Source organism: Rhizobium hidalgonense, from assembly GCF_005862185.2.
Lineage (GTDB): Bacteria > Pseudomonadota > Alphaproteobacteria > Rhizobiales > Rhizobiaceae > Rhizobium > Rhizobium hidalgonense.
In genome coordinates this window covers 245,928-263,476 of record NZ_CP054029.1, presented here as the reverse complement: position 1 = coordinate 263,476, position 17,549 = coordinate 245,928, and the positions used below count along the sequence as shown (strand labels likewise).

19 protein-coding genes and 1 pseudogene are annotated in these 17,549 nt (G+C 61.5%); 7 read left to right on the top strand and 13 right to left on the bottom strand.

Annotated elements, in window-relative coordinates; genetic code table 11:
* Nucleotides 1–2: 2 nt before the first annotated feature.
* Together FFM81_RS30080 and FFM81_RS30075 are read right to left on the bottom strand one after the other, a co-directional pair.
* Nucleotides 3–566, bottom strand: coding sequence for an A24 family peptidase (locus FFM81_RS30080; protein WP_025418797.1), 564 nt, complete (start codon nt 564–566; stop codon nt 3–5).
* Nucleotides 567–579: 13 nt separating this feature from the next.
* Nucleotides 580–783, bottom strand: coding sequence for a hypothetical protein (locus FFM81_RS30075; protein ID WP_003563674.1), 204 nt, complete (start codon nt 781–783; stop codon nt 580–582).
* Nucleotides 784–1,293: 510 nt separating this feature from the next.
* On the opposite strand from FFM81_RS30075, the gene FFM81_RS33180 reads away from it, so the two are divergent.
* The 3 genes from FFM81_RS33180 (at nt 1,294) to FFM81_RS33285 (ending at nt 3,075) form a co-directional block, all read left to right on the top strand.
* A complete protein-coding gene (locus FFM81_RS33180) occupies nt 1,294–1,425 on the top strand; it encodes a hypothetical protein (RefSeq protein ID WP_003594894.1) in 132 nt (43 codons plus the stop codon).
* Entirely contained in the window at nt 1,425–2,570 is a 1,146-nt protein-coding gene (locus tag FFM81_RS30070) for a TadA family conjugal transfer-associated ATPase (protein WP_037091182.1), read from the top strand. The genes FFM81_RS33180 and FFM81_RS30070 overlap by 1 nt, the downstream gene beginning before the upstream one ends.
* 136 nt (nt 2,571–2,706) lie before the next feature.
* Nucleotides 2,707–3,075 carry a hypothetical protein gene (locus FFM81_RS33285; RefSeq protein WP_003563676.1) on the top strand — a complete coding sequence of 123 codons (369 nt, stop codon included), beginning with the start codon at nt 2,707–2,709 and terminating at the stop codon, nt 3,073–3,075.
* A gap of 6 nt (nt 3,076–3,081) precedes the next feature.
* On the opposite strand, the pseudogene FFM81_RS30065 reads toward FFM81_RS33285, so the two are convergent.
* The 7 genes and pseudogenes from FFM81_RS30065 to FFM81_RS30040 form a co-directional block, all read right to left on the bottom strand.
* Nucleotides 3,082–3,538, bottom strand: a pseudogene (locus FFM81_RS30065) (DUF411 domain-containing protein).
* Nucleotides 3,539–3,594: 56 nt separating this feature from the next.
* Nucleotides 3,595–3,882 (bottom strand): copper-binding protein, encoded by a 288-nt coding sequence (locus tag FFM81_RS30060; RefSeq protein WP_003563678.1) that lies wholly within the window; start codon nt 3,880–3,882, stop codon nt 3,595–3,597.
* A gap of 21 nt (nt 3,883–3,903) precedes the next feature.
* A complete protein-coding gene (locus FFM81_RS30055; RefSeq protein ID WP_003563679.1) occupies nt 3,904–4,383 on the bottom strand; it encodes a cupredoxin domain-containing protein in 480 nt (159 codons plus the stop codon).
* 34 nt (nt 4,384–4,417) lie between these two features.
* On the bottom strand, nt 4,418–5,764 hold the full coding sequence (locus FFM81_RS30050) for a multicopper oxidase family protein (protein WP_003563680.1): 1,347 nt from the start codon (nt 5,762–5,764) through the stop codon (nt 4,418–4,420).
* 14 nt (nt 5,765–5,778) lie between these two features.
* Complete coding sequence (locus FFM81_RS30045) at nt 5,779–7,242, bottom strand: TolC family protein (RefSeq protein WP_037091184.1); 1,464 nt, start codon at nt 7,240–7,242, stop codon at nt 5,779–5,781.
* On the bottom strand, nt 7,239–7,466 hold the full coding sequence (locus tag FFM81_RS33020; protein ID WP_025418804.1) for a hypothetical protein: 228 nt from the start codon (nt 7,464–7,466) through the stop codon (nt 7,239–7,241). Before FFM81_RS33020 ends, FFM81_RS30045 begins: the two co-directional genes overlap by 4 nt.
* Before the next feature lie 89 nt (nt 7,467–7,555).
* The gene (locus FFM81_RS30040) at nt 7,556–7,954 is read right to left on the bottom strand and encodes a hypothetical protein (RefSeq protein ID WP_003563685.1); all 399 of its coding nucleotides are present in this window, start codon (nt 7,952–7,954) and stop codon (nt 7,556–7,558) included.
* Nucleotides 7,955–8,109: 155 nt separating this feature from the next.
* On the opposite strand from FFM81_RS30040, the gene FFM81_RS30035 reads away from it, so the two are divergent.
* On the top strand, nt 8,110–8,550 hold the full coding sequence (locus tag FFM81_RS30035; protein ID WP_138385870.1) for a YqaA family protein: 441 nt from the start codon (nt 8,110–8,112) through the stop codon (nt 8,548–8,550).
* On the opposite strand, the gene FFM81_RS30030 is transcribed toward FFM81_RS30035, so the two are convergent.
* The 3 genes from FFM81_RS30030 to FFM81_RS30020 all read right to left on the bottom strand — a co-directional run bounded on the left by FFM81_RS30030 (nt 8,533) and on the right by FFM81_RS30020 (nt 13,062).
* A complete protein-coding gene (locus FFM81_RS30030) occupies nt 8,533–9,036 on the bottom strand; it encodes a cytochrome b/b6 domain-containing protein (protein WP_128399331.1) in 504 nt (167 codons plus the stop codon). The two genes, FFM81_RS30035 and FFM81_RS30030, sit on opposite strands and share 18 nt — an antisense overlap.
* A 325-nt stretch (nt 9,037–9,361) precedes the next feature.
* Nucleotides 9,362–10,825, bottom strand: coding sequence for an RtcB family protein (locus FFM81_RS30025; protein WP_246401431.1), 1,464 nt, complete (start codon nt 10,823–10,825; stop codon nt 9,362–9,364).
* A gap of 680 nt (nt 10,826–11,505) precedes the next feature.
* A complete protein-coding gene (locus FFM81_RS30020; RefSeq protein ID WP_025418808.1) occupies nt 11,506–13,062 on the bottom strand; it encodes an RNA-binding protein in 1,557 nt (518 codons plus the stop codon).
* Between the two features lie 210 nt (nt 13,063–13,272).
* On the opposite strand from FFM81_RS30020, the gene rtcR reads away from it, so the two are divergent.
* Nucleotides 13,273–14,880, top strand: coding sequence for an RNA repair transcriptional activator RtcR (gene rtcR / locus FFM81_RS30015; RefSeq protein WP_025418809.1), 1,608 nt, complete (start codon nt 13,273–13,275; stop codon nt 14,878–14,880).
* A gap of 17 nt (nt 14,881–14,897) precedes the next feature.
* Here rtcR and FFM81_RS30010 read toward each other — a convergent pair whose 3' ends face one another.
* The gene (locus tag FFM81_RS30010; RefSeq protein ID WP_138385871.1) at nt 14,898–15,791 is read right to left on the bottom strand and encodes an NAD(P)/FAD-dependent oxidoreductase; all 894 of its coding nucleotides are present in this window, start codon (nt 15,789–15,791) and stop codon (nt 14,898–14,900) included.
* A 123-nt stretch (nt 15,792–15,914) separates the two neighbouring features.
* On the opposite strand from FFM81_RS30010, the gene FFM81_RS30005 reads away from it, so the two are divergent.
* Nucleotides 15,915–16,562 carry a TetR/AcrR family transcriptional regulator gene (locus tag FFM81_RS30005; RefSeq protein WP_025418811.1) on the top strand — a complete coding sequence of 216 codons (648 nt, stop codon included), beginning with the start codon at nt 15,915–15,917 and terminating at the stop codon, nt 16,560–16,562.
* Nucleotides 16,563–16,598: 36 nt separating this feature from the next.
* A complete protein-coding gene (locus tag FFM81_RS30000) occupies nt 16,599–17,462 on the top strand; it encodes a class I SAM-dependent methyltransferase (protein WP_003563701.1) in 864 nt (287 codons plus the stop codon).
* The last annotated feature ends 87 nt before the right edge of the window (nt 17,463–17,549 follow it).

Genomic DNA, 17,549 nt, shown 5'->3' with positions numbered 1-17,549 from the left:
CGTTACCTCACGAGTGAAAGAGGGGTGAAATCAGGCATGAACAGGCACCAGAGAAGTCCGAGAGCGGCAGCAACGCCGAAGCGGACGGTATGATGGGTTTCGCGCGGCTTCAGCACCGAAGCTGCATCACGGAAACCGGCAGGCAGGAGCAGGGCGAACAGTCCAACGTTCCTGGCCAGCACGCTCCACTGAACCCGCCGCGCCATCGAGACTAGAGCAATCACGCCACCGACCATCAGCGATGCAAGGGTCACATCGATGGCGGGCCAGAGGCCGAGAATGGCGCCGAGCGCCGCCATCAGCTTGACATCGCCGCCGCCGCAGCTTCCGGCTGCGAAGGCGATGATGAAGATCATGCCGGCCGCAAAGACGCCGGCAAAGGCAAGGCCGATCCCTGCCAGACCGCCGCCGGCCGCCGCCAGCATGAAGCCGGCAAGCAGGCAGGGATAGGTCACGGCGTTCGGGATGTGACCCTGGCGGTGATCGAGCACCGCCGCGGTCGTGGCGCAGGCGACGGCAAGAGCCGCCGCCGCAGGCATCAGGGTCAGATCATAGGTCGTGTCCATGATCCCGGCCCACTTATTGACCCGGCTCGGGAATTCTCTCGGCATCCGAGAGGGCCGTGTTCTTTTCGTTGAACCATTCACCGATCTGTTTGCCGAATGCGAGCAGAAGCAGCATCAGCGGAATGACGATCAGGGCGACGGCCAGGACGATCTGGGCCATGTCGCCGCGCTCGTCCTGGTGAAGTGCAATTGCGAGAGTCTTGAGTTTTCCAAACATCTGCGTATTCCTCGTTCCTTGGTTTGTTTCGGATCGAAGACCTTGGTGAAGATAAAGCAAGAATACTCTATCGATCCGAACCAGCACGTTGCTCGTTCCAATGATAATTTCTGCTTCGGTTTATCTTCCCCGGTGGCCAACGCTTGTTGAGCAACACCATTAAGACCCAAGAGTGCGCCCAAGGCCAGCCCTCCGTCAAGCAAACGAAACGAAGGGTTCCAATTGCCTTGGAGGCGTCTCTTGATGAAACAGAGTTGACGACGAAAAATTCGAACTAACCGCTTGAAGGAACTGCAGTTTTACCTTGGATAGGAAATCTGGGCGTGGCTTGATGAACTGCCGCCAACTGCCCCATAATTGGTCAATTCTTTCAAGGCGATAGAATAGATGGATCGGCGCGGCCATATTGACCATCTGCGTGGGGACGCGCCCATGGCGTTGCCTGGCGATCTGGATTAAGCTCATCCGGCATTGTGGGCTTGCCCCTCCTGTCGATCCGGAGAGAGAACGATGGAAACGATGAGCAGCATTTTGATACTTGCATTGGTCCTCATTCCACTGATGATGTTCTTTCCGACCGCCGTTCAGATGATGGCGACACTGTTCGGCATGAGCACAGTTCTTGTCGGGATGCCGCTCTGATGAAGGCCGTTTCAGACGACGCCGCCGAACAGGCGACCTTTCAGGTCCTGACCCGGGCGCTGGACAAGCTGCTCGGGCCGATCCGCTTTCTGCTCGAGGACCCGAGCGTTTCCGAAATCCTGATCAACGGCACATCCGACATCTTCGTCGAAAGGCGAGGCAAGCTCGAACGCGCCGAAACACGCTTTGCCAGCCGCGAGGACCTGGAATCGGCCGCGCGCAGCATCGCGCAATTCTCCGGCAAGCGGCTGACGCCGGAGGAGCCGAGCGTGGAAGCCCGCCTGCCGGATGGTTCACGCGTGCAGATGATCCAGCCGCCGGCTGCGCGCACCGGGCTTTGCATCTCCATTCGCCGCTTTCTGAAGGAACATCGCAGCATCCGCGATCTCGTCACCCAGGGCAGCCTGACGGAGGAGTCGCTGTCGCTGCTGCAGGCGGCCGTCGGGCTGCAGAAGAACGTCATCATCTCCGGCGGCACCGGCACCGGTAAGACAACGATGCTGAACGCGCTGTCGGAAGCCTTTGCCGACCACGAACGCATCATCGTCATCGAAGACACCTCCGAATTGCAGATCCGCAAGGAACATGTGGTCTATCTCGAAGTGACGAAGCCCGACCGCTTCGGCCGCGGCGGCGCCAGCATCCGCGACCTGTTCCGCTCGTCGCTGCGCATGCGGCCCGACCGCATCATCGTCGGCGAGTGCCGCGGCGGCGAGGCGCTCGACATGATCCAGGCGATGACTTCAGGCCATAGCGGCAGCCTGTCGACCGTGCATGCGAACACGCCATACGATGCCCTGCACCGGTTGGAGACGCTGGCGCTGATGTCCGACATCGACATGCCGCTTCGGCCGCTGCGGGCGCAGATTGCCTCGGCCGTCGACGTGGTCGTGCAGATCGCCCGCTTCAAGCGCACCGGCAGACGCCGGGTCATCGAGATTTCCGAGATCAAGGGCCTGAACAATGACGGCCAGTATATCGTCGAGAGCATCTACAAGCTCGAGGGCGACGGCCATTCCAATTCCGATGGCGCCCTTCTCTGGACCGGCGTCGTCCCGAGCTTCGCGTCCGACGCGATCGAAGAACTGCAAGGCGCCGAGCGCGCGGAATGGATGAAGGCCGAAGCCGCGCGGGCAACGGCTTGAAAAGCTGTTGCTGGACGCGACCCGGGAACTGTCTGTCCGGCATGGTGCGTCGAGGGAAGGCAAGCCTGGTTGCGTGCCCGCAGCGCACCCGCGGATGTGCTAAGACTGGGCGTGACATTGACCTTGGGAGGCGGACATGTGCCGAGTTCTTCTGTCTCTGATCTTATGTGTGCTGCCGGGATCGATGTCTTTCGCCGCCAGCCATGCCGCCTTTTTCACTGCCTCGTTTGGCAACAGCGGGTCCGTGAGCCTCAGCCTTGCGGAAGGAAGACCCTCCCTCGACCCAGCTTTCGATTTCGACGCTGTCATCACACTTTCCGAAACCGACCATGGAGGAACCGTTCACTATCGTGACGACGGGCGGCATCGAGCAAGCGTGCGCTGCGCTCAGCCGGCGATGGTTCGGATCAGGCTCGTCGACTATCCCGTGGATGTTTCGGCAAGGCCCGGAAAGGATTGGAAGCACGATCTTTGGGCCGCATTGTGCACGGCTCCGGTTTCCTGAGCAGCGTCAGCCCTTCCTCGGACCAACTTCCATGAACACGTAGGCGCCCTGCCGTCAGAGGGGATCGCGTAGACATCATAGGACGCCTGCGGATCGTCTCCCATTCCCAACGAGCCGGGCGGCATGCCCGACACAACCAGCCCTCGGACCACTGGCCGCTCCCGCAACATGCGTTGAATGCCTGAAGCGGAACGTGTCCCTCGAGGTAGTATCCTTCGAAAACGGCGGTATGGCATCCCTGCAAGCGGGCGGGCACCGCCAGCCGCGCCTTGACCGCAGCGAGGTCGTCCGTGTCGCGCAGGTCGACGGAATAGCCCGCGGCAGTCATCGCCTTCGCCCATTCATGGCAGCAGCCGCAGTTCGGGTCCTTGTAAACCGTCATCTTTCCAGGCGCGGCAGCATTGGCCCTTCCGCCAAGGGCCAATGCAGATGCCGCCATTGCGATGAAGCTTCTCCTGTGCATCGTCTCCACTCCTCGATGCCCTGTCGCCCGGTTGGATCCGGGCGACAGGGCATATGCTATTTTACTTCGGTGACGGTCAGTTTGCCATTCACGCGTTCGGCAACGAACTCGATGCTCGAGCCTTCCTTCAGCTTTTCGATGAGGGCCGGGTCCTCGACTCGGAAGACCATCGTCATCGCAGGCATGTCGAGGTTCTTCAGATCCTCGTGTTTGATGGTGACCTTCTTCGCCTTGGTGTCGATCTTGTTGACGACGCCCTTTGTGAATTCCTCGGCAAACGCACCGAAGGCCGCGCTGGCTGAAAGCAGGGCGGCTAGACTGATTTTGATCATCGCAGTTTTCATATTCGTGGCTCCTTGCTGGAATTATTTCCCGGCGACGCTGACATCGCCGTGCATGCCGGCTTCGTAGTGGCCGGGGATCAGGCAGGCGAATTTGAACTCGCCGTCGGTGGTGAACCTCCAGACGATCTCGCCGGACTGACCGGCCGGAAGGCGGATGGAATTGGCGTCGGCGTGTTCCATCTCCGGGAACTTCTCCATGACCTTTTTGTGCTCAAGGATCTTGTCTTCCTGATCGAGCACGAACTCGTGGTCGACGGTTCCGGCATTCGTGATCGCGATCTTGACCGTCTGCCCCTTGCGGACGTTGAAGGCGGCCGGGGTGAATACCATCTTGCCGTCGTCGGTTTCCTTCATCGTGACGCGGATCGTCTGCGTCGCCTTCGCCTTGTCGCCAGGCTCGCCAACCGCCATTTTTTCACCATGGCCGCCGGCGTGGCTGCCGGAGGCGAGGGCGGGAGTTGCGAGCGCCGCGAGTGCCAGTGCCAATACATAATTCTTCATGCGTAGATCCTCTTTTGATGTTGGATGTTGATCCTCAGCCGTTCTTCGGCTTCGGCGTGATTTGCGTCTTTGCGTCTTTGGCCTTGGTCGCGTCCGGCAGCTCGCCGGTCCACTCCCAGGCCTGCGTTCCGGGCGGGTTTTCGTACCAGCCGGGATCGGAGTAATCGTCCGCTGAGATGCCTTCGCGGACCTTCACGACCGAGAACATGCCGCCCATTTCGATCGGGCCGTGCGGCCCCCAACCGGTCATCATCGGGACGGTGTTCGCTGGAATGGGCATTTCCATTTCGCCCATGTCGGCCATGCCCTTGGTGCCCATGGGCATGTATTCCGGCTGAAGCTTCCTGATCTTCGCGGCGAGCTTCGACTTATCAGCGCCGATGAAGGTCGGGATGTCGTGGCCCATCGCGTTCATCGTGTGATGCGACTTGTGGCAGTGGATCGCCCAGTCGCCGAGGTATTTGGCGTCGAACTCATAGGCGCGCATGGCGCCGACGGGGATATCGATGCTCACCTCCGGCCACCGTGCTTCGGGCCGCAACCAGCCGCCATCCGTGCATGTCACCTCGAAGTCATAGCCATGCATGTGAACCGGATGGTTGGTCATCGTCAGGTTGCCGACCCGCACCCGCACCCTGTCGTTCCTGGAGACGACGAGGGGGCTGATGTCCGGAAAGACGCGGCTGTTCCAGCACCACATGTTGAAGTCGGTCATCTCCATGATCCGCGGCACATAGGAGCCTGGATCAATGTCGTAGGCATTGAGCAGGAAGACGAAGTCGCGATCGACGCGCATGAACGCCGGATCCTTCGGGTGGACGACGAAGAAGCCCATCATGCCCATCGCCATCTGCACCATCTCGTCGGAATGCGGGTGGTACATGAAGGTGCCTGATTTCACGAGGTCGAACTCGTAGACGTAGGTCTTGCCGACCGGAATGTGCGGCTGCGTCAGCCCGCCGACCCCGTCCATGCCGGACGGCAGGATCATGCCGTGCCAGTGGATCGTCGTGTGCTCCGGCAGCTTGTTGGTGACGAAGATGCGCACCCGGTCGCCTTCGACCGCCTCGATCGTCGGACCCGGAGACTGGCCGTTATAGCCCCAGAGATAGGCTGTCATGCCGTCGGCCATTTCGCGCTCGACCGGCTCGGCAACGAGGTGGAACTCCTTGACACCGTTGTTCGTCCGGTGGGGCAGGGTCCAGCCGTTAAGGGTGACGACCGGCTGATAATCCGGGCCGGAGGTCGGGTGGAGTGGCGGCTGCATGTCCGCCGATTCCATTGTCGGGGCGTCGGGCAGCCCCATAGCCGAGGTCTTCGTCCAGGCGCCCGCCGCCAGCAGGGCCGCGCTCGCACCGAACAGTTGTCGTCTGTTGAACATGGTGGGTTCCTTTCTCAATGGCCGCCGCCGCTGCTGCCGGAGGCAGCGGCGACTTCGGTCTCTGCCGACACACCGGTCGCGCCGCCGCCGTAGATCGCAGGCGCGAGGTTGGCTTCGGCAAGCCAGAAATCGCGCTTGGCGTTGACGGAGAGCAGGATGGAGTTGATCTTGTCACGCGTGTCGGTGAGCAACTCGAAAGTGTTCGAGATCATGCCGTTATAGGTTAGCAGGGATTCCTCCTCGACCTTGGTGCGCAGCGGCACGACATTGTTGCGGTAGTGCCGCGCGATGTCGTAGTTCGACCGGTACGCCTCATAGGCGGAGCGTGCTTCCGAGCGGACGTTCACAGCCTTCTCCGCGAGCTGGTTTGCTGCCCGCATATAGGCGAGCTCGGCCTTGCGCATTCGCGCCTTGCCGGTATCGAAGATCGGGATCGCGAATTCCAGCTCGACCTCGCCGGTCGTTCTGGTGGTCTTTTCGTCGTCCTCTAGCTCTCGCTCCGTTTCGAAGCCCGTCAGGATTTGGAGATCTGTGACATAGCGCGTCGCTTCCGTGAGCCCGTAGGATTTGGCTGTCGCCTCCAGTTCGAGCTTCGCCACCTGAAGATCGATGCGGTTCCTCAGAGCCTCGGCCTCGATGGTATCGCGTTTGACGACGGACTTGGGCAGCGGCGGCAGGCTGTTCGGGACCTGGTAATCCAGGTCGGTGCCCCAGAGGCCCATGAGCCGCGTCAGTTCTTCCTTGGCGAGACGTGCCGCCAGGCGGGCCTTCGCGGTCTCTCCGGCGAGCTCGGCGACGAACACATGTTCGCGTGCCTGGGCGCCTTTGGTCATCGCACCGGTCTCGCCGAGCTTTTCCGCAAGTTCGGAAGCAGCGTCCGCTGTCGCCTGGGCGCGCTGCAGTTGCCCGACGTTCTCCCAGGCAGCCACCACCCCGATCCAGGCACGCCGCGTATCGACGGCGACCTGAAGCGTTTTCACGGCGGCGGTCAGTTGCACCTGCCGGAAACGGGTATCGGTGATCGCCACGTCCCGCTTCCGCGTCGCGAGCGCCAGGATGTTCGTGGTGATCATCCCTTCGATGGTCTTGAACGCCTCCAGTTCCGGCGTGCCCATGCCTGTCGTACCGATGGAAAAGGTCGGGTTGATGAGCATCGTCGACTGCCAGGCATCGGCGGCGCTGTCGCCGAGATCGGCGTAGGCTGCCTGGAGGCCTCTGTTATTGAGCAGGGCGACCTGGACGGCCGTCTCGACGTCGAGGACCTTCTTTCGCGCAAGCAGGCTTTTGACCTCAGCGGCGGCCGACTGGGCCTGGTTCTGGTTCTGGATCCAGACCGTCTGCTTGGTGGTCGCGATCGCGGTTTTGTCGGCAACGGAAGCGAAGCCCGCTTGCTTGCTGGAATATTCGGCGCCTGTCACACAGCCGCTCAGCGCCAGCGGGAACGCCATCACGGCGGTTAATTTTCTAAGGCCCATCATGAGGCGTCTCCTTTTGCGGGAGACTGCAGATCGTTTTGTCTGCGCCACGGCTTGGGATCGACCGGCTGCCTGGCAACATAGCCAGACACCGGCGACCGGTATGTAAGCGGGCGCGGCGACGGCTGTTCGACCGCGGCGGAAGACGCCACCACGTCGGGAGGAAGCGTGGATGCGCAGCCGCCGATAACAAGCGGCAGCCCCACCACGAAAAGCGAGGGTTTCATTTGAATTTTCCGAATAAGAGATAGCCTACGGGCGCCTGGCCTAAAGGGCAGGCGACCGGCTGGACCCGATCAAGCGGGTGCGTCTCTATTCAGATATTCGGGGGACGGTCGAGGGTCGGCAGTTCGCCAAGGGTCGTCCGGTCGTCGACGAAGTGCCGGATCGAGGTCACGACGGGTCCGCCGACGTCGGGGGTTGCACAAATGATGCCAATCCCGCCGCAGAAATCCTTGCAGCATTCCTGCTTCACGAGCTTCGAAGCGCCATCGTCGTCATCGGATACGTCGCCATGCGAGTGGCCGTGATGGGCGGCCTCCGCCATGTCGTGGCCTTCGTGGGATGGCGTCACGTCCGAGACCACCGCTTTCAGCTCGGGAAACGAGGAGCCATGCATCGCGGCGTTGGCGTTCGACAGCGAGTACCCCGCCAGTGATATGATGATCACCAGCCGCATCAACACGAGCAGCCTGCTCACTGTGATTCGGTACATCTTGCCCATTCCCAACGAGCTACATGCAAAGCAGCGCGATTTCAATTACGACCTATGTCTCGTCGATGTTCGAGTCCTTTATGTGGCGCGAACATCACGTTGTGTACAGCTAGGGCTTCCAGCGGTTAGTAGGTCAATAAGGCTGTTCTTCTAACATGATCGATCTCGCATCCTACTTCGGCCTTTTTGCCGCAGCACTCGGCGCGGCGACGATACTGCCGATGCAATCTGAGCCCGTACTGGTCGGACTTTTCCTCACGGGCAAGTTCTCCGTGTCGGGTCTGCTCGCCGTGGCCAGCATCGGGAACACGCTTGGAAGTATCGCGAACTGGTTCCTCGGCCGCGGCATCGAAAAGTTTCGGGATCGGCGCTGGTTTCCGGTCGGTAAGGAGGCGCTCGAACGTTCGTCCCGCTGGTACCGGAAATACGGGAAGTGGACGCTGCTTCTTTCCTGGATGCCGGTGTTTGGAGACGCTCTCACGGTTGTCGCCGGAGTACTCAGGGAGCCGCTGCTTCCGTTCACGATCCTGGTGTTCATCGCCAAGACGGGCCGCTATGTCGTGCTGACACTGGCGACGTTACAGTTCCTGGGCTGACCGCTTGCGGCGCGGGAACACGATCCGGTCCACCGTCTCGTCACGGGCGATCAGCGTGTGCCAGGCCGCTGCGGCGAGATGCAGCGCCACCATCGCCAGAATGATCCTCGAGCCGATGACGTGGTAGGGTGCGATCCCGAACCAGAAGTAACTCGCGACGAATCCCATGCAGGCCTGTCCGATGATCGCGGCGTAGAAGGCATGATGAAGGACCGTGGCTGCCCGCCCGGCCCATGTGCCGGGCACGCTTGCCTCGGACGGCTGCAGGACATGAAGAACCAGCCGTACGCCCATCAGCAGGCCGATCGCTATTCCCGCGTAGTTGTGGAGGTGGTGCTGGACGACGTCCCAGGACGACGGCGTTATCCCCATGTGGGCGGCATGATGCGTCCGCTCGATGCTGCCGCCGGTCAGGTACTGGACCGGCACCATGAGGGCGACCAGCCAGTGAAGTCCTATTTGAGCCAGCGAATAGCCGCGTTTCATCGGTCCTCTCCCAGCGACAGGCGCAGACTAGCCGGCGAGGGTTAAAGTTTCCTCGTCGGCTGTTGCCAGGAATGCCTAGCCGCCGACGACTGCGAGCAAATCGGTGACATGCAGAGCTGCGTCGACGCATGCCGCCGCTGTGCCGAGGGCTGCCGCGAGATGGCGGCATGAGGGCGTCCGCCCTTGCCGCCCCAGACGAGCACGAATATCCGTCGCCGCTTACATGAACAAGTTCGGACTGCTCTCCATTGAGCGGTCCTATGCCCGGAATGGATGAAGGCTGAAGCCGCCGCGCGGGCAACGGCTTGAGGCCTATCGGCGGATGCTAGCTGGAACTGTTTGTGTGGGGGAGGGGAAGGCAAGCCAGTTGCCTTCCCCGGTGTCTACTGGCGCTTTTGCGCCAGGGCGCGTTCTTCTGCCAGTCGCCGGCCATGATGCTCCCGTAGGGGATCACCTCGTCGACCACTTCGGCGAGACCGTAGTGCTCGATCTGCGCCCGCACGTTCGCAGCGCTCTTGTAGGCACTCGGCAGTTCCGACACGTCGGCGAAACCGGAGAAGAACCGCGCGTCGAGACCGCTTGTTTCCTTCTCCAGAATAGCCGCGATGTTGTTCGGGCTGAGCCCCCGCGAATCGGCCCCATACTCCGCAGACAACTGCCTCATATGCGCGCTGCGCGAAAAGTTGCGGCCGGCGCCATGCGGCGAGAAGCCGAGGCCATGGGCAGCGTTCGAGCCACGAACGATCAGGATCGGTTCCGCCATATTGAGCGGAATGATGGTCAGATCGGTCGCGTCATGCGCCCAGTTGTCGAAGGCAGGGGTCGCACCCTTTCCGTGGTAGAACAGCCCGTCCGACTTCCGGAAGACGAAATTATGCTCGTTCCAGAAGCGGTCCGCGACCTTGGCCGAGAGCTTTTCCGCCGCCATGTCGTGAAGGACATAGTGGTTCTCTTTCGTCCACTGGCGGATCGTCTGCAGCGCCGACCAGTAGGCATCGCCTTCCTCGGTATCGGCCGGAATCCAGGCATTCTCCCTATGCGTCTCAGGCGAGATGCGTTCCCGAAACTGGTTGGCGACCTTCATGCCCTTGTCGTAGAGCCGCGCTCCCGGTGCTCGCGATCCATGATGGGTCACAAGCGCGGTTTCGCCGGTCGACTTCATCGTCCCGACATAGGCGAAATGATTGCCGTCGCCCTGGGTCGCGAAATGCTCGATGCCGGCGCTCAGCGCACCTTCGCGCAGAAAAGGATTCTGCTGGAAGGCCGAAAGCGTCGCCTCGGAAGGCTTGAGCTGCGCGCCGCGCGGACGACCGCCGGGACCGAAATGCGTCACGGCATGCACGGCGTCGAGAAGCGACTTCGGATCCACGCCGGGAAAAATCGAAATCGCCATGGAGCAGCAGATATCGGCCGAATGCATGCCGGGGTGGATCGCTTCGGACGCCACCACGCCGCCGACCGGGATCGTTCCGACCGGACCCGCCGGGCAAGCGTCCGGCATGATCGCGGCGGAACGGACGACGGGTGTGCGCACCAGCGCCCGCATCGTCGCATTGACCTTCTCGACATTGTCCTGTTCGAAGGCGTTCCCGGCGCGGATGTTGGAATAGATCTCGATATCGTTATCGGCCCTCAAGGCAAGCGTCGGCCCGGGCTGGAAAGCTTTTGCTGCTTCCAATGCATCCGTTACCGAGCCACCCTTGCTCAAAACCGCATTGGCCGCGTCGAGAGCCGGGCGAAACCACTTCCCCTGGCTCATTCCGGCGTCGATCAAATCCTGTCCGCTCATTACCGCTATCATTGTCTTTTCTGCGTCTGCAGTCCTTCTTGTTCAGTTGCTTTTCTTCATCATCCCGGCGACGAGATGTGGCAGGACAGTTTACTGAGCTACGCGCTCCTTTCGGAAGCGCGGGATGACTTGAACACCCGACCTGCCCACCGGAAATCCGATGGGCCGCTCTTTCCTTGTAGTCCTGCCGGCATTCGCCGAGTTATTCCGTCCCTGCGGAGCAGGGATATGCATGCCATGCAGCGGCGACGAGGGTGGACGAAACCGGATGGCCCCGCTCGTGCCAGAGAGCGTATGCCCAGGAGGAGTCGAACCTGCCAGACCATCCAACTTTGGAGGCTGTAGTTCCGTCCGGCATTCGCCGCTGCAATTCTCATTATGGCGACAAGTGACCAAAGAAACTTCCCGCTACCAGAGGGACGTGCGATCCCTGCAGGGTTCGAACCTGCCGCGGCCATGTAGTTCCCCATGCATTCGCCATGTCATTTCCATTCGTCCGTGACGACGAGGTGTGGTGAAACAGCCTGCTCTATCCGCTGAGCTACGGGTCCATGAACTGGAGGACCCGACGGGATTCGAACCCGCGACCAGGAGATTAACGATCTGTAGTTTCATCCGGCATTCGTCACGGCTCCCGCGCCGTTCACGGCGGCGCGGGGTATTACTTTCTGCGAGCCCCGTCAGAGCTCGATCTCCTCGATGGCTTTCAGCCAGCCGTCCGCTCCCTTGCGGTTGGCCGCAAAAGCCGTGATCACGCCATAGACGGCATCGGAGAAGCCGCCGATGTTGAGCACGTCTTCTCGCGTCGGCGCCTGTGTCGTGGCATGGGGCTGGATGTCGAGGCAGACCAGCTTTGCAGCCGGGTTGACCCGCTTGATCCTTGCCCATTCCGTCATGACGGCCGTCGGCTGGCCGCTCCCGCGCGCATCCACCCAGGACTCATTGTCCGAGATGAACACCACGAGATCGACCTTGGCCTTCTCGTTCGCCAGCTTCCTCAGCGGTGCGGAGCAATTGGTTCCGCCGCCACCGATTTTCGCCAGCTTGCCGGCATTGGTCATCACCGAATCCCGCTTGTTGAGGCTGACATGCACCACGTCATTTTCGAACGGCAGTACCCGCGCCTTCGGGTTGCGCTGCAGGAATGCCGCGGTCATCAGACCGGCGACGTCGATGCAACGAACCGAGGACGTCGCGCCCTTCCGGTAACCGGTGACCGGCGAGCCCATGGAGCCCGACACGTCGGGGCATAGCACCACACTGCCCGTTAGCGACGGCACGTTAGCGATGGCGATATCCATCGCATCCTGCAGCGCATCCCGCACGACATCCGGAACCTGGCCATCGACCATCTTCCACGCCATCATCAACTGATAGGGGAAGACCTTTGCCTTGCGGATTTCCTCCGGATCGGCAAGCCGCGCCGCCAGCGCCTCGGCAAAACCCTCGACCTCGAACACGCCGTTGCGTGCAAAGGTGTTGAGGTTCTGCCGCACCATCTGCCAGCCGCCCTTGCAGGCGATTTCGACCCAATGCTCCCGCGTCAGCGGCAGCGAGGTCAGCATCTGGAACGGCACATCAGGCACCGGTACCGTCTGGTCGCGCCGGAACGCTTCCAGTGCCTTGACGAGTTCCGGCAGTACCGCGAAGTCGTGCGGCTTGCCGATCGCCCAAGCATAGAGCGCCTTGCGTTCCTCCGTCGCCGGCTTCGGATGCACCATGCGGATGACGTCGGCGAGCGAAGGATCGTTTCCGACCATCGCACGCAGGATCTGCTCGGTGCTGGCCCGTTCGAGCCACGCCTGCACCATCTTCTTCGGGCGTGTGCCGAGCGACTTGCGACCCGTGGCGCCGGAGCGCATGACCTGCACGAAGCCGCGCAGCATCTTGCCGCTCTTCACCACCCGCGGAAATGCACGGGCGAAGGCGTCGCTCTGAAGGCTGGAGAGCATGGCGAGCAACGTCACCGGCATGTCTTTCATGTGACCCTTCTCAGCGGCGTAAACAGCCACCTTGGCGAGAAATTCCGGCTCGACCTCAAGGGCGAGCGTCTTTACCGCATCGAGCTGCTCAGCCCCATCCGCATAGAAGGTGCCGTTGAAGGTGCCGGTAACGGCATATTGCGCCAGCGCCTCACGCGGCGTCAGCCGGTAGGCCGGGGCCGCTTCATGATTTTTTGTATCCGTTCCCGGAAGCAGCTTCCCGAGGTAGGTTTTGAAGATCGCTTTGTTGACCATGACAGCACCTGTTGTTTGGTTCGTGACAGATACATTTCAAGACGCGTGCCAGTTTGGAGAAAAGAGCGAGAGATACGCGAAATTTCCGTTCATCTATCTGTTTTTAAAGTAGAAATTTTTATGCCTCAGCCGAACGCGATCATGAATTGCGAAAACCAGATCCCGAATATATTATCGCAGATTATCTTACTTTATAATTTTGGATAAGAGATGAAGCGCCGCGTTGCCATCAGCATATTGGGAACCACGCTCGATGCGGGGAAATGGGAAAATCGCTGGAGCCGCTGGCGGCCGAATGTCGCGCTCTGCCAGCAACCGGGCCTGTTCATCGACCGGCTGGAACTGATCCTCGACAACCACTCGCAAGCTCTCTGTCACCGCATTGTCGCCGACATCGAAACTGTGGCGCCGGCAACGGAGGTGCGGAGCAACATCATCAACTTCAAGGACCCCTGGGATTTTTCGGAGGTCTATACCAACCTCAGGGACTTTGCCCGCAACTACAGCTTCGACCCCGAAACGGAAGACTATCTCGTCAACATCACCACCGGCACCCATGTCGCACAGATCTGCTGGTTCCTGCTGACCGAAGCCCGCATCATTCCTGGCCAGCTGCTGCAGCTCTCGCCGCCGCGCGATCGCGAGCCGGAGCAGGACTTTGCCGGCACGCATCGGATCATCGACCTCGACCTTTCCCGTTATGACGAGATCGCCAAGCGCTTCGCTTCCGAGCGGGAAGACGCCGCCTCTTTCCTGAAATCGGGGATTTCGACCCGCAACGCCGCCTTCAACAGAATGATCGACCAGATCGAGAGGGTGGTGATCCGCTCGGCGGCGCCCGTTCTGCTGACCGGGCCGACCGGTGCCGGCAAGTCGCAACTCGCCCGCAGGATCTACGAGCTGAAGAAGAGCCAGCGCAAGGTCAGTGGTCCCTTCATCGAGGTCAACTGCGCGACGCTGCGCGGCGACCAGGCCATGTCCACTCTGTTCGGCCATGTGAAGGGGGCGTTTACCGGCGCCGCAGGCGAGCGTGCCGGCCTGCTCAAATCCGCCGACAAAGGCGTGCTGTTCCTCGACGAGATCGGCGAACTCGGCCTTGACGAACAGGCCATGTGCCTGCGGGCGATCGAGGAAAAGAAGTTCCTGCCCGTGGGCGCCGATCGGGAGGCCTCCGCGGAGTTTCAGCTGATTGCCGGCACCAATCGCGATCTTGGCGAGGATGTCCGCAAAGGCAGGTTCCGCGAAGATCTCTATGCCCGCCTGAACCTCTGGACTTTCCAGCTGCCGGCCCTGCGCGAGCGCAAGGAGGACATAGAGCCCAATCTCGACTTCGAGCTCAGGCGCTATCTGGAACGAGAAGGCGAAAATGTGACCTTCAACAAGGAGGCACGCGACCGCTACCTGACCTTCGCAACTGGCCCGCAAGCCGTCTGGAGCGCCAACTTTCGCGACCTGTCGGCGTCGGTGACGCGCATGGCGACCCTTGCGCCGCATGGGCGCATCACAACCGACGTCGTTGACGATGAAGTCCGGCGGCTGAATGCGTTTTGGCGCAGCTCAAGTGACGGCGACAGGGTGGATCTCATCATTGAAGACGTGCTGGGTGCGGAGGCTGCTGCCAGCCTCGATCGCTTCGACGCAGCCCAGCTTGCCACCGTTCTCTACACCTGCCGTCAACATGCCACGGCAAGTGCCGCGGGCAGAGCCCTGTTTGCGATGTCGCGACTGGAGAAAAAGAGCAGCAACGACGCCGATCGCCTGAGTAAATATCTCGCGCGCTTCAGCCTCAGATTCGAGGACATCAGGAAAGCCGGATAGATCTTGGAATATGGCTCTCAAACCAGCATCGACTGCTGGGCGAAGATACCCGCCATCGCGCCTTGCCATGATGCCGTGGTGACCGAGGGCATTCCGGGATTGGCGAGGTCGCCGGCGGCGTAGATGCCGGGCATGCTGGTCTCGCGGCGCTCATCGACCTTGAGGGCGATGCCGCTGGGCGTATCGACTGTGGCGAGGCCCAGTGATTCATGCAGGCTGGCGGACGGCTTGTTGCGCGGATGGGCGAACAGGATGTCGACCGCGACATCGGGGCCGGTATCGAGTTTGACGGTGGCGCTATGGCCCCCGTGATTAACGATCCCGGTGATCCGGCCCTCGACGACAGGTATGTTACGAGGTGCGAGATCGGCCCGGATATCGGGCGGAATGTCATGACCATCGGCGAACAGCGTCAACCTGTCGGTCCAATCGTGGAAAAGCCTGGCCTGATTGTGCGACTGCCGGCCGGACCAGACGAGGCCCCAATGCTGGCCGGCGACTTCAAAGCCGTCGCAATAGGGGCAGGGCACGATGGAGGTGCCCCAGCTTTCGGCAAAGCCCGGAACATCAGGCATCTGGTCCGCGATGCCATAGCTCAGGATCACGCGGCGCGCCTTGAGGCTTTCGCCATCGCCAGTGAGGACGGAGAAGTTGTCGATTGCGCCGGAGACACTTTCGGCCCGGGCACTGACCAGCTTGATCGTGGGATAACGCGCCAGCTGCTGCCGCGCCTCGGCCAGGATGTCCAGCGGCGGCTTGTGATCGTGGCCGAGCAGACCATGCGAGTGGCCGGCGAAGCGATTGCGCGGTAGGCCGGTATCAAGAACGGTAACCTTGCGGCGGGCACGGCCGAGCTGCAAGGCGGCGGCGAGACCGGCAAAGCTGCCGCCGATGATGATGACGTCATCCATGGTAATGGGCTCCGTGTTGCGGATGGAGGACAGGATAAAATCCACTCTTTGACTTGCATATTTTTGATACTACATGGTATCGTAATGCATGAATAACGATACTGTCAAGGATCATAATTGCCCGTGACCGAAAATAGTCGAGGCCGGCGCGGCCGGCCAGCCAACGAGGCGCTTGGCCAAACGATAGTCGACGCAGCATACGAACTCTTTGTGGAATTGGGTTTTCAAGCGACGACATTGGACAAGGTCACCCAGCGAGCGAAGATATCAAAGCTCAGCATCTATCGGCACTTCGAGAACAAGGAAGCGCTGTTCAGCGCGGCCGTCGCCACTCGCTGCCATCAGTTTGCACCACAAGCCCTTTTTGAAGGCGTCGACGGCTCGGCCGAAGATCAACTCACGGCGGTGGGATCATCGCTGCTTCGCACGCTGTTGAGCCCGGACGTCCGCAGTGTCGAAGCCATGGTCATGGCCGACAAGACGAACCAAAAGTCGTTAAGCAAGCTCCATTACGAAGCCGGCCCCGCCCATGTCATCGCCCAAATCGAGGCCCTGTTGTGTCGGTTGCACGCGAAGGCGGTTCTGAACGTGCCCGATCCTCTCCAGTCCGCCCGCTTGTTTGCCGCGCTTTTCAAAGGATCCGATCTCCTGATTATCGCACGCTTCGATGAGGCGAGAGCAGAGGACGACAAAGAAATTGAAGCCTATTGCCGGTCGGCTGTCGCTATGTTCATCGCCGCGCACGGTCGCAACGACCAGGCGGGGGGATAGCCTGGTTAAAGAACGGATCAGAACAAGGATCATGGCATGACAGAGAAAGATGTTTATCAGGTAGCCGACTGGAAAGGCCAAAGCGGGGAGCGCTGGGTAGCCCACCAGGCCCGGCTCGACGCCATGCTGGCGGTGTTCGGCCAGGCCGCGATCGAAGCCGCCGCGCCCGCGACGGGCGAGCGCGTGCTGGACGTCGGCTGCGGCGCAGGCGAGTCGAGTCTGGCACTGGCCACCCTCGTCGGCAGGCAGGGCCAAGTGGTAGGCGTGGACATATCCGAGCCGATGATTGGCAGAGCGCGCGCCCTTGCGCCACAGGATATGTCGGTCGTGTTCCGAGTAGCCGACGCCAGCAGGGCCGAGTTGCCCGAGGGCGCGTTCGACATCCTGTTCTCGCGTTTCGGGGTGATGTTCTTCGATGATCCGACAGGAGCGTTCGCGCACATGCGCCGCGCGCTCCGGCCGGGCGGACGAGTCGCTTTCGTCTGCTGGCGCGGCGTGGCCGAGAACGATTGGATGCGCCTGCCGATGAGCGCGATCAAGGGCATCCTCCCGCCGACCGCGCCGCCCGGTTCCGAAGCGCCCGGCCCGTTCTCCTTCGGCGACCCGGAACGGGTGGCGCGCATCCTGACGGCGGCCGGCTTCACCGATACCGCTATCGCGCCCTTCGATGCGTCCGTTCTGTTTGGCAAGGGTCCGACGCGGGACGCGGCGATCGACGACGCGGTGGAGATGACGCTCGAGGTCGGCCCGCTGTCGCGCGTGCTCGCTGATCAGCCCGACGACATACGCGACCGCGCCTCGGTCGCGGTTCGTGCCGCCTTCGCGGGCTGCCCCGGTGAGCGGTCGGTTATGATCAACGGCGCGACATGGATCGTCACGGCGCGCAATCCGGCAAGCTGACAGGGATTGACGGGCGTTATGGCCCTCAACATGCCACGGCAAGCGCGGCGGGCAGAGCCTTGTTTGCGATCTCGCGACTGGGGAAAA

Excerpts from the sequence above, each read along its gene's own strand:
- FFM81_RS30080 (WP_025418797.1), bottom strand. The coding sequence starts at position 566 with ATGGACACGACCTATGATCTGACCCTGATGCCTGCGGCGGCGGCTCTT.
- FFM81_RS30075 (WP_003563674.1), bottom strand. The coding sequence starts at position 783 with ATGTTTGGAAAACTCAAGACTCTCGCAATTGCACTTCACCAGGACGAG.
- FFM81_RS33180 (WP_003594894.1), top strand. The coding sequence starts at position 1,294 with ATGGAAACGATGAGCAGCATTTTGATACTTGCATTGGTCCTCATTCCA.
- FFM81_RS30070 (WP_037091182.1), top strand. The coding sequence starts at position 1,425 with ATGAAGGCCGTTTCAGACGACGCCGCCGAACAGGCGACCTTTCAGGTC.
- FFM81_RS33285 (WP_003563676.1), top strand. The coding sequence starts at position 2,707 with ATGTGCCGAGTTCTTCTGTCTCTGATCTTATGTGTGCTGCCGGGATCG.
- FFM81_RS30060 (WP_003563678.1), bottom strand. The coding sequence starts at position 3,882 with ATGAAAACTGCGATGATCAAAATCAGTCTAGCCGCCCTGCTTTCAGCC.
- FFM81_RS30055 (WP_003563679.1), bottom strand. The coding sequence starts at position 4,383 with ATGAAGAATTATGTATTGGCACTGGCACTCGCGGCGCTCGCAACTCCC.
- FFM81_RS30050 (WP_003563680.1), bottom strand. The coding sequence starts at position 5,764 with ATGTTCAACAGACGACAACTGTTCGGTGCGAGCGCGGCCCTGCTGGCG.
- FFM81_RS30045 (WP_037091184.1), bottom strand. The coding sequence starts at position 7,242 with ATGATGGGCCTTAGAAAATTAACCGCCGTGATGGCGTTCCCGCTGGCG.
- FFM81_RS33020 (WP_025418804.1), bottom strand. The coding sequence starts at position 7,466 with ATGAAACCCTCGCTTTTCGTGGTGGGGCTGCCGCTTGTTATCGGCGGC.
- FFM81_RS30040 (WP_003563685.1), bottom strand. The coding sequence starts at position 7,954 with ATGTACCGAATCACAGTGAGCAGGCTGCTCGTGTTGATGCGGCTGGTG.
- FFM81_RS30035 (WP_138385870.1), top strand. The coding sequence starts at position 8,110 with ATGATCGATCTCGCATCCTACTTCGGCCTTTTTGCCGCAGCACTCGGC.
- FFM81_RS30030 (WP_128399331.1), bottom strand. The coding sequence starts at position 9,036 with ATGAAACGCGGCTATTCGCTGGCTCAAATAGGACTTCACTGGCTGGTC.
- FFM81_RS30025 (WP_246401431.1), bottom strand. The coding sequence starts at position 10,825 with ATGAGCGGACAGGATTTGATCGACGCCGGAATGAGCCAGGGGAAGTGG.
- FFM81_RS30020 (WP_025418808.1), bottom strand. The coding sequence starts at position 13,062 with ATGGTCAACAAAGCGATCTTCAAAACCTACCTCGGGAAGCTGCTTCCG.
- rtcR (WP_025418809.1), top strand. The coding sequence starts at position 13,273 with ATGAAGCGCCGCGTTGCCATCAGCATATTGGGAACCACGCTCGATGCG.
- FFM81_RS30010 (WP_138385871.1), bottom strand. The coding sequence starts at position 15,791 with ATGGATGACGTCATCATCATCGGCGGCAGCTTTGCCGGTCTCGCCGCC.
- FFM81_RS30000 (WP_003563701.1), top strand. The coding sequence starts at position 16,599 with ATGACAGAGAAAGATGTTTATCAGGTAGCCGACTGGAAAGGCCAAAGC.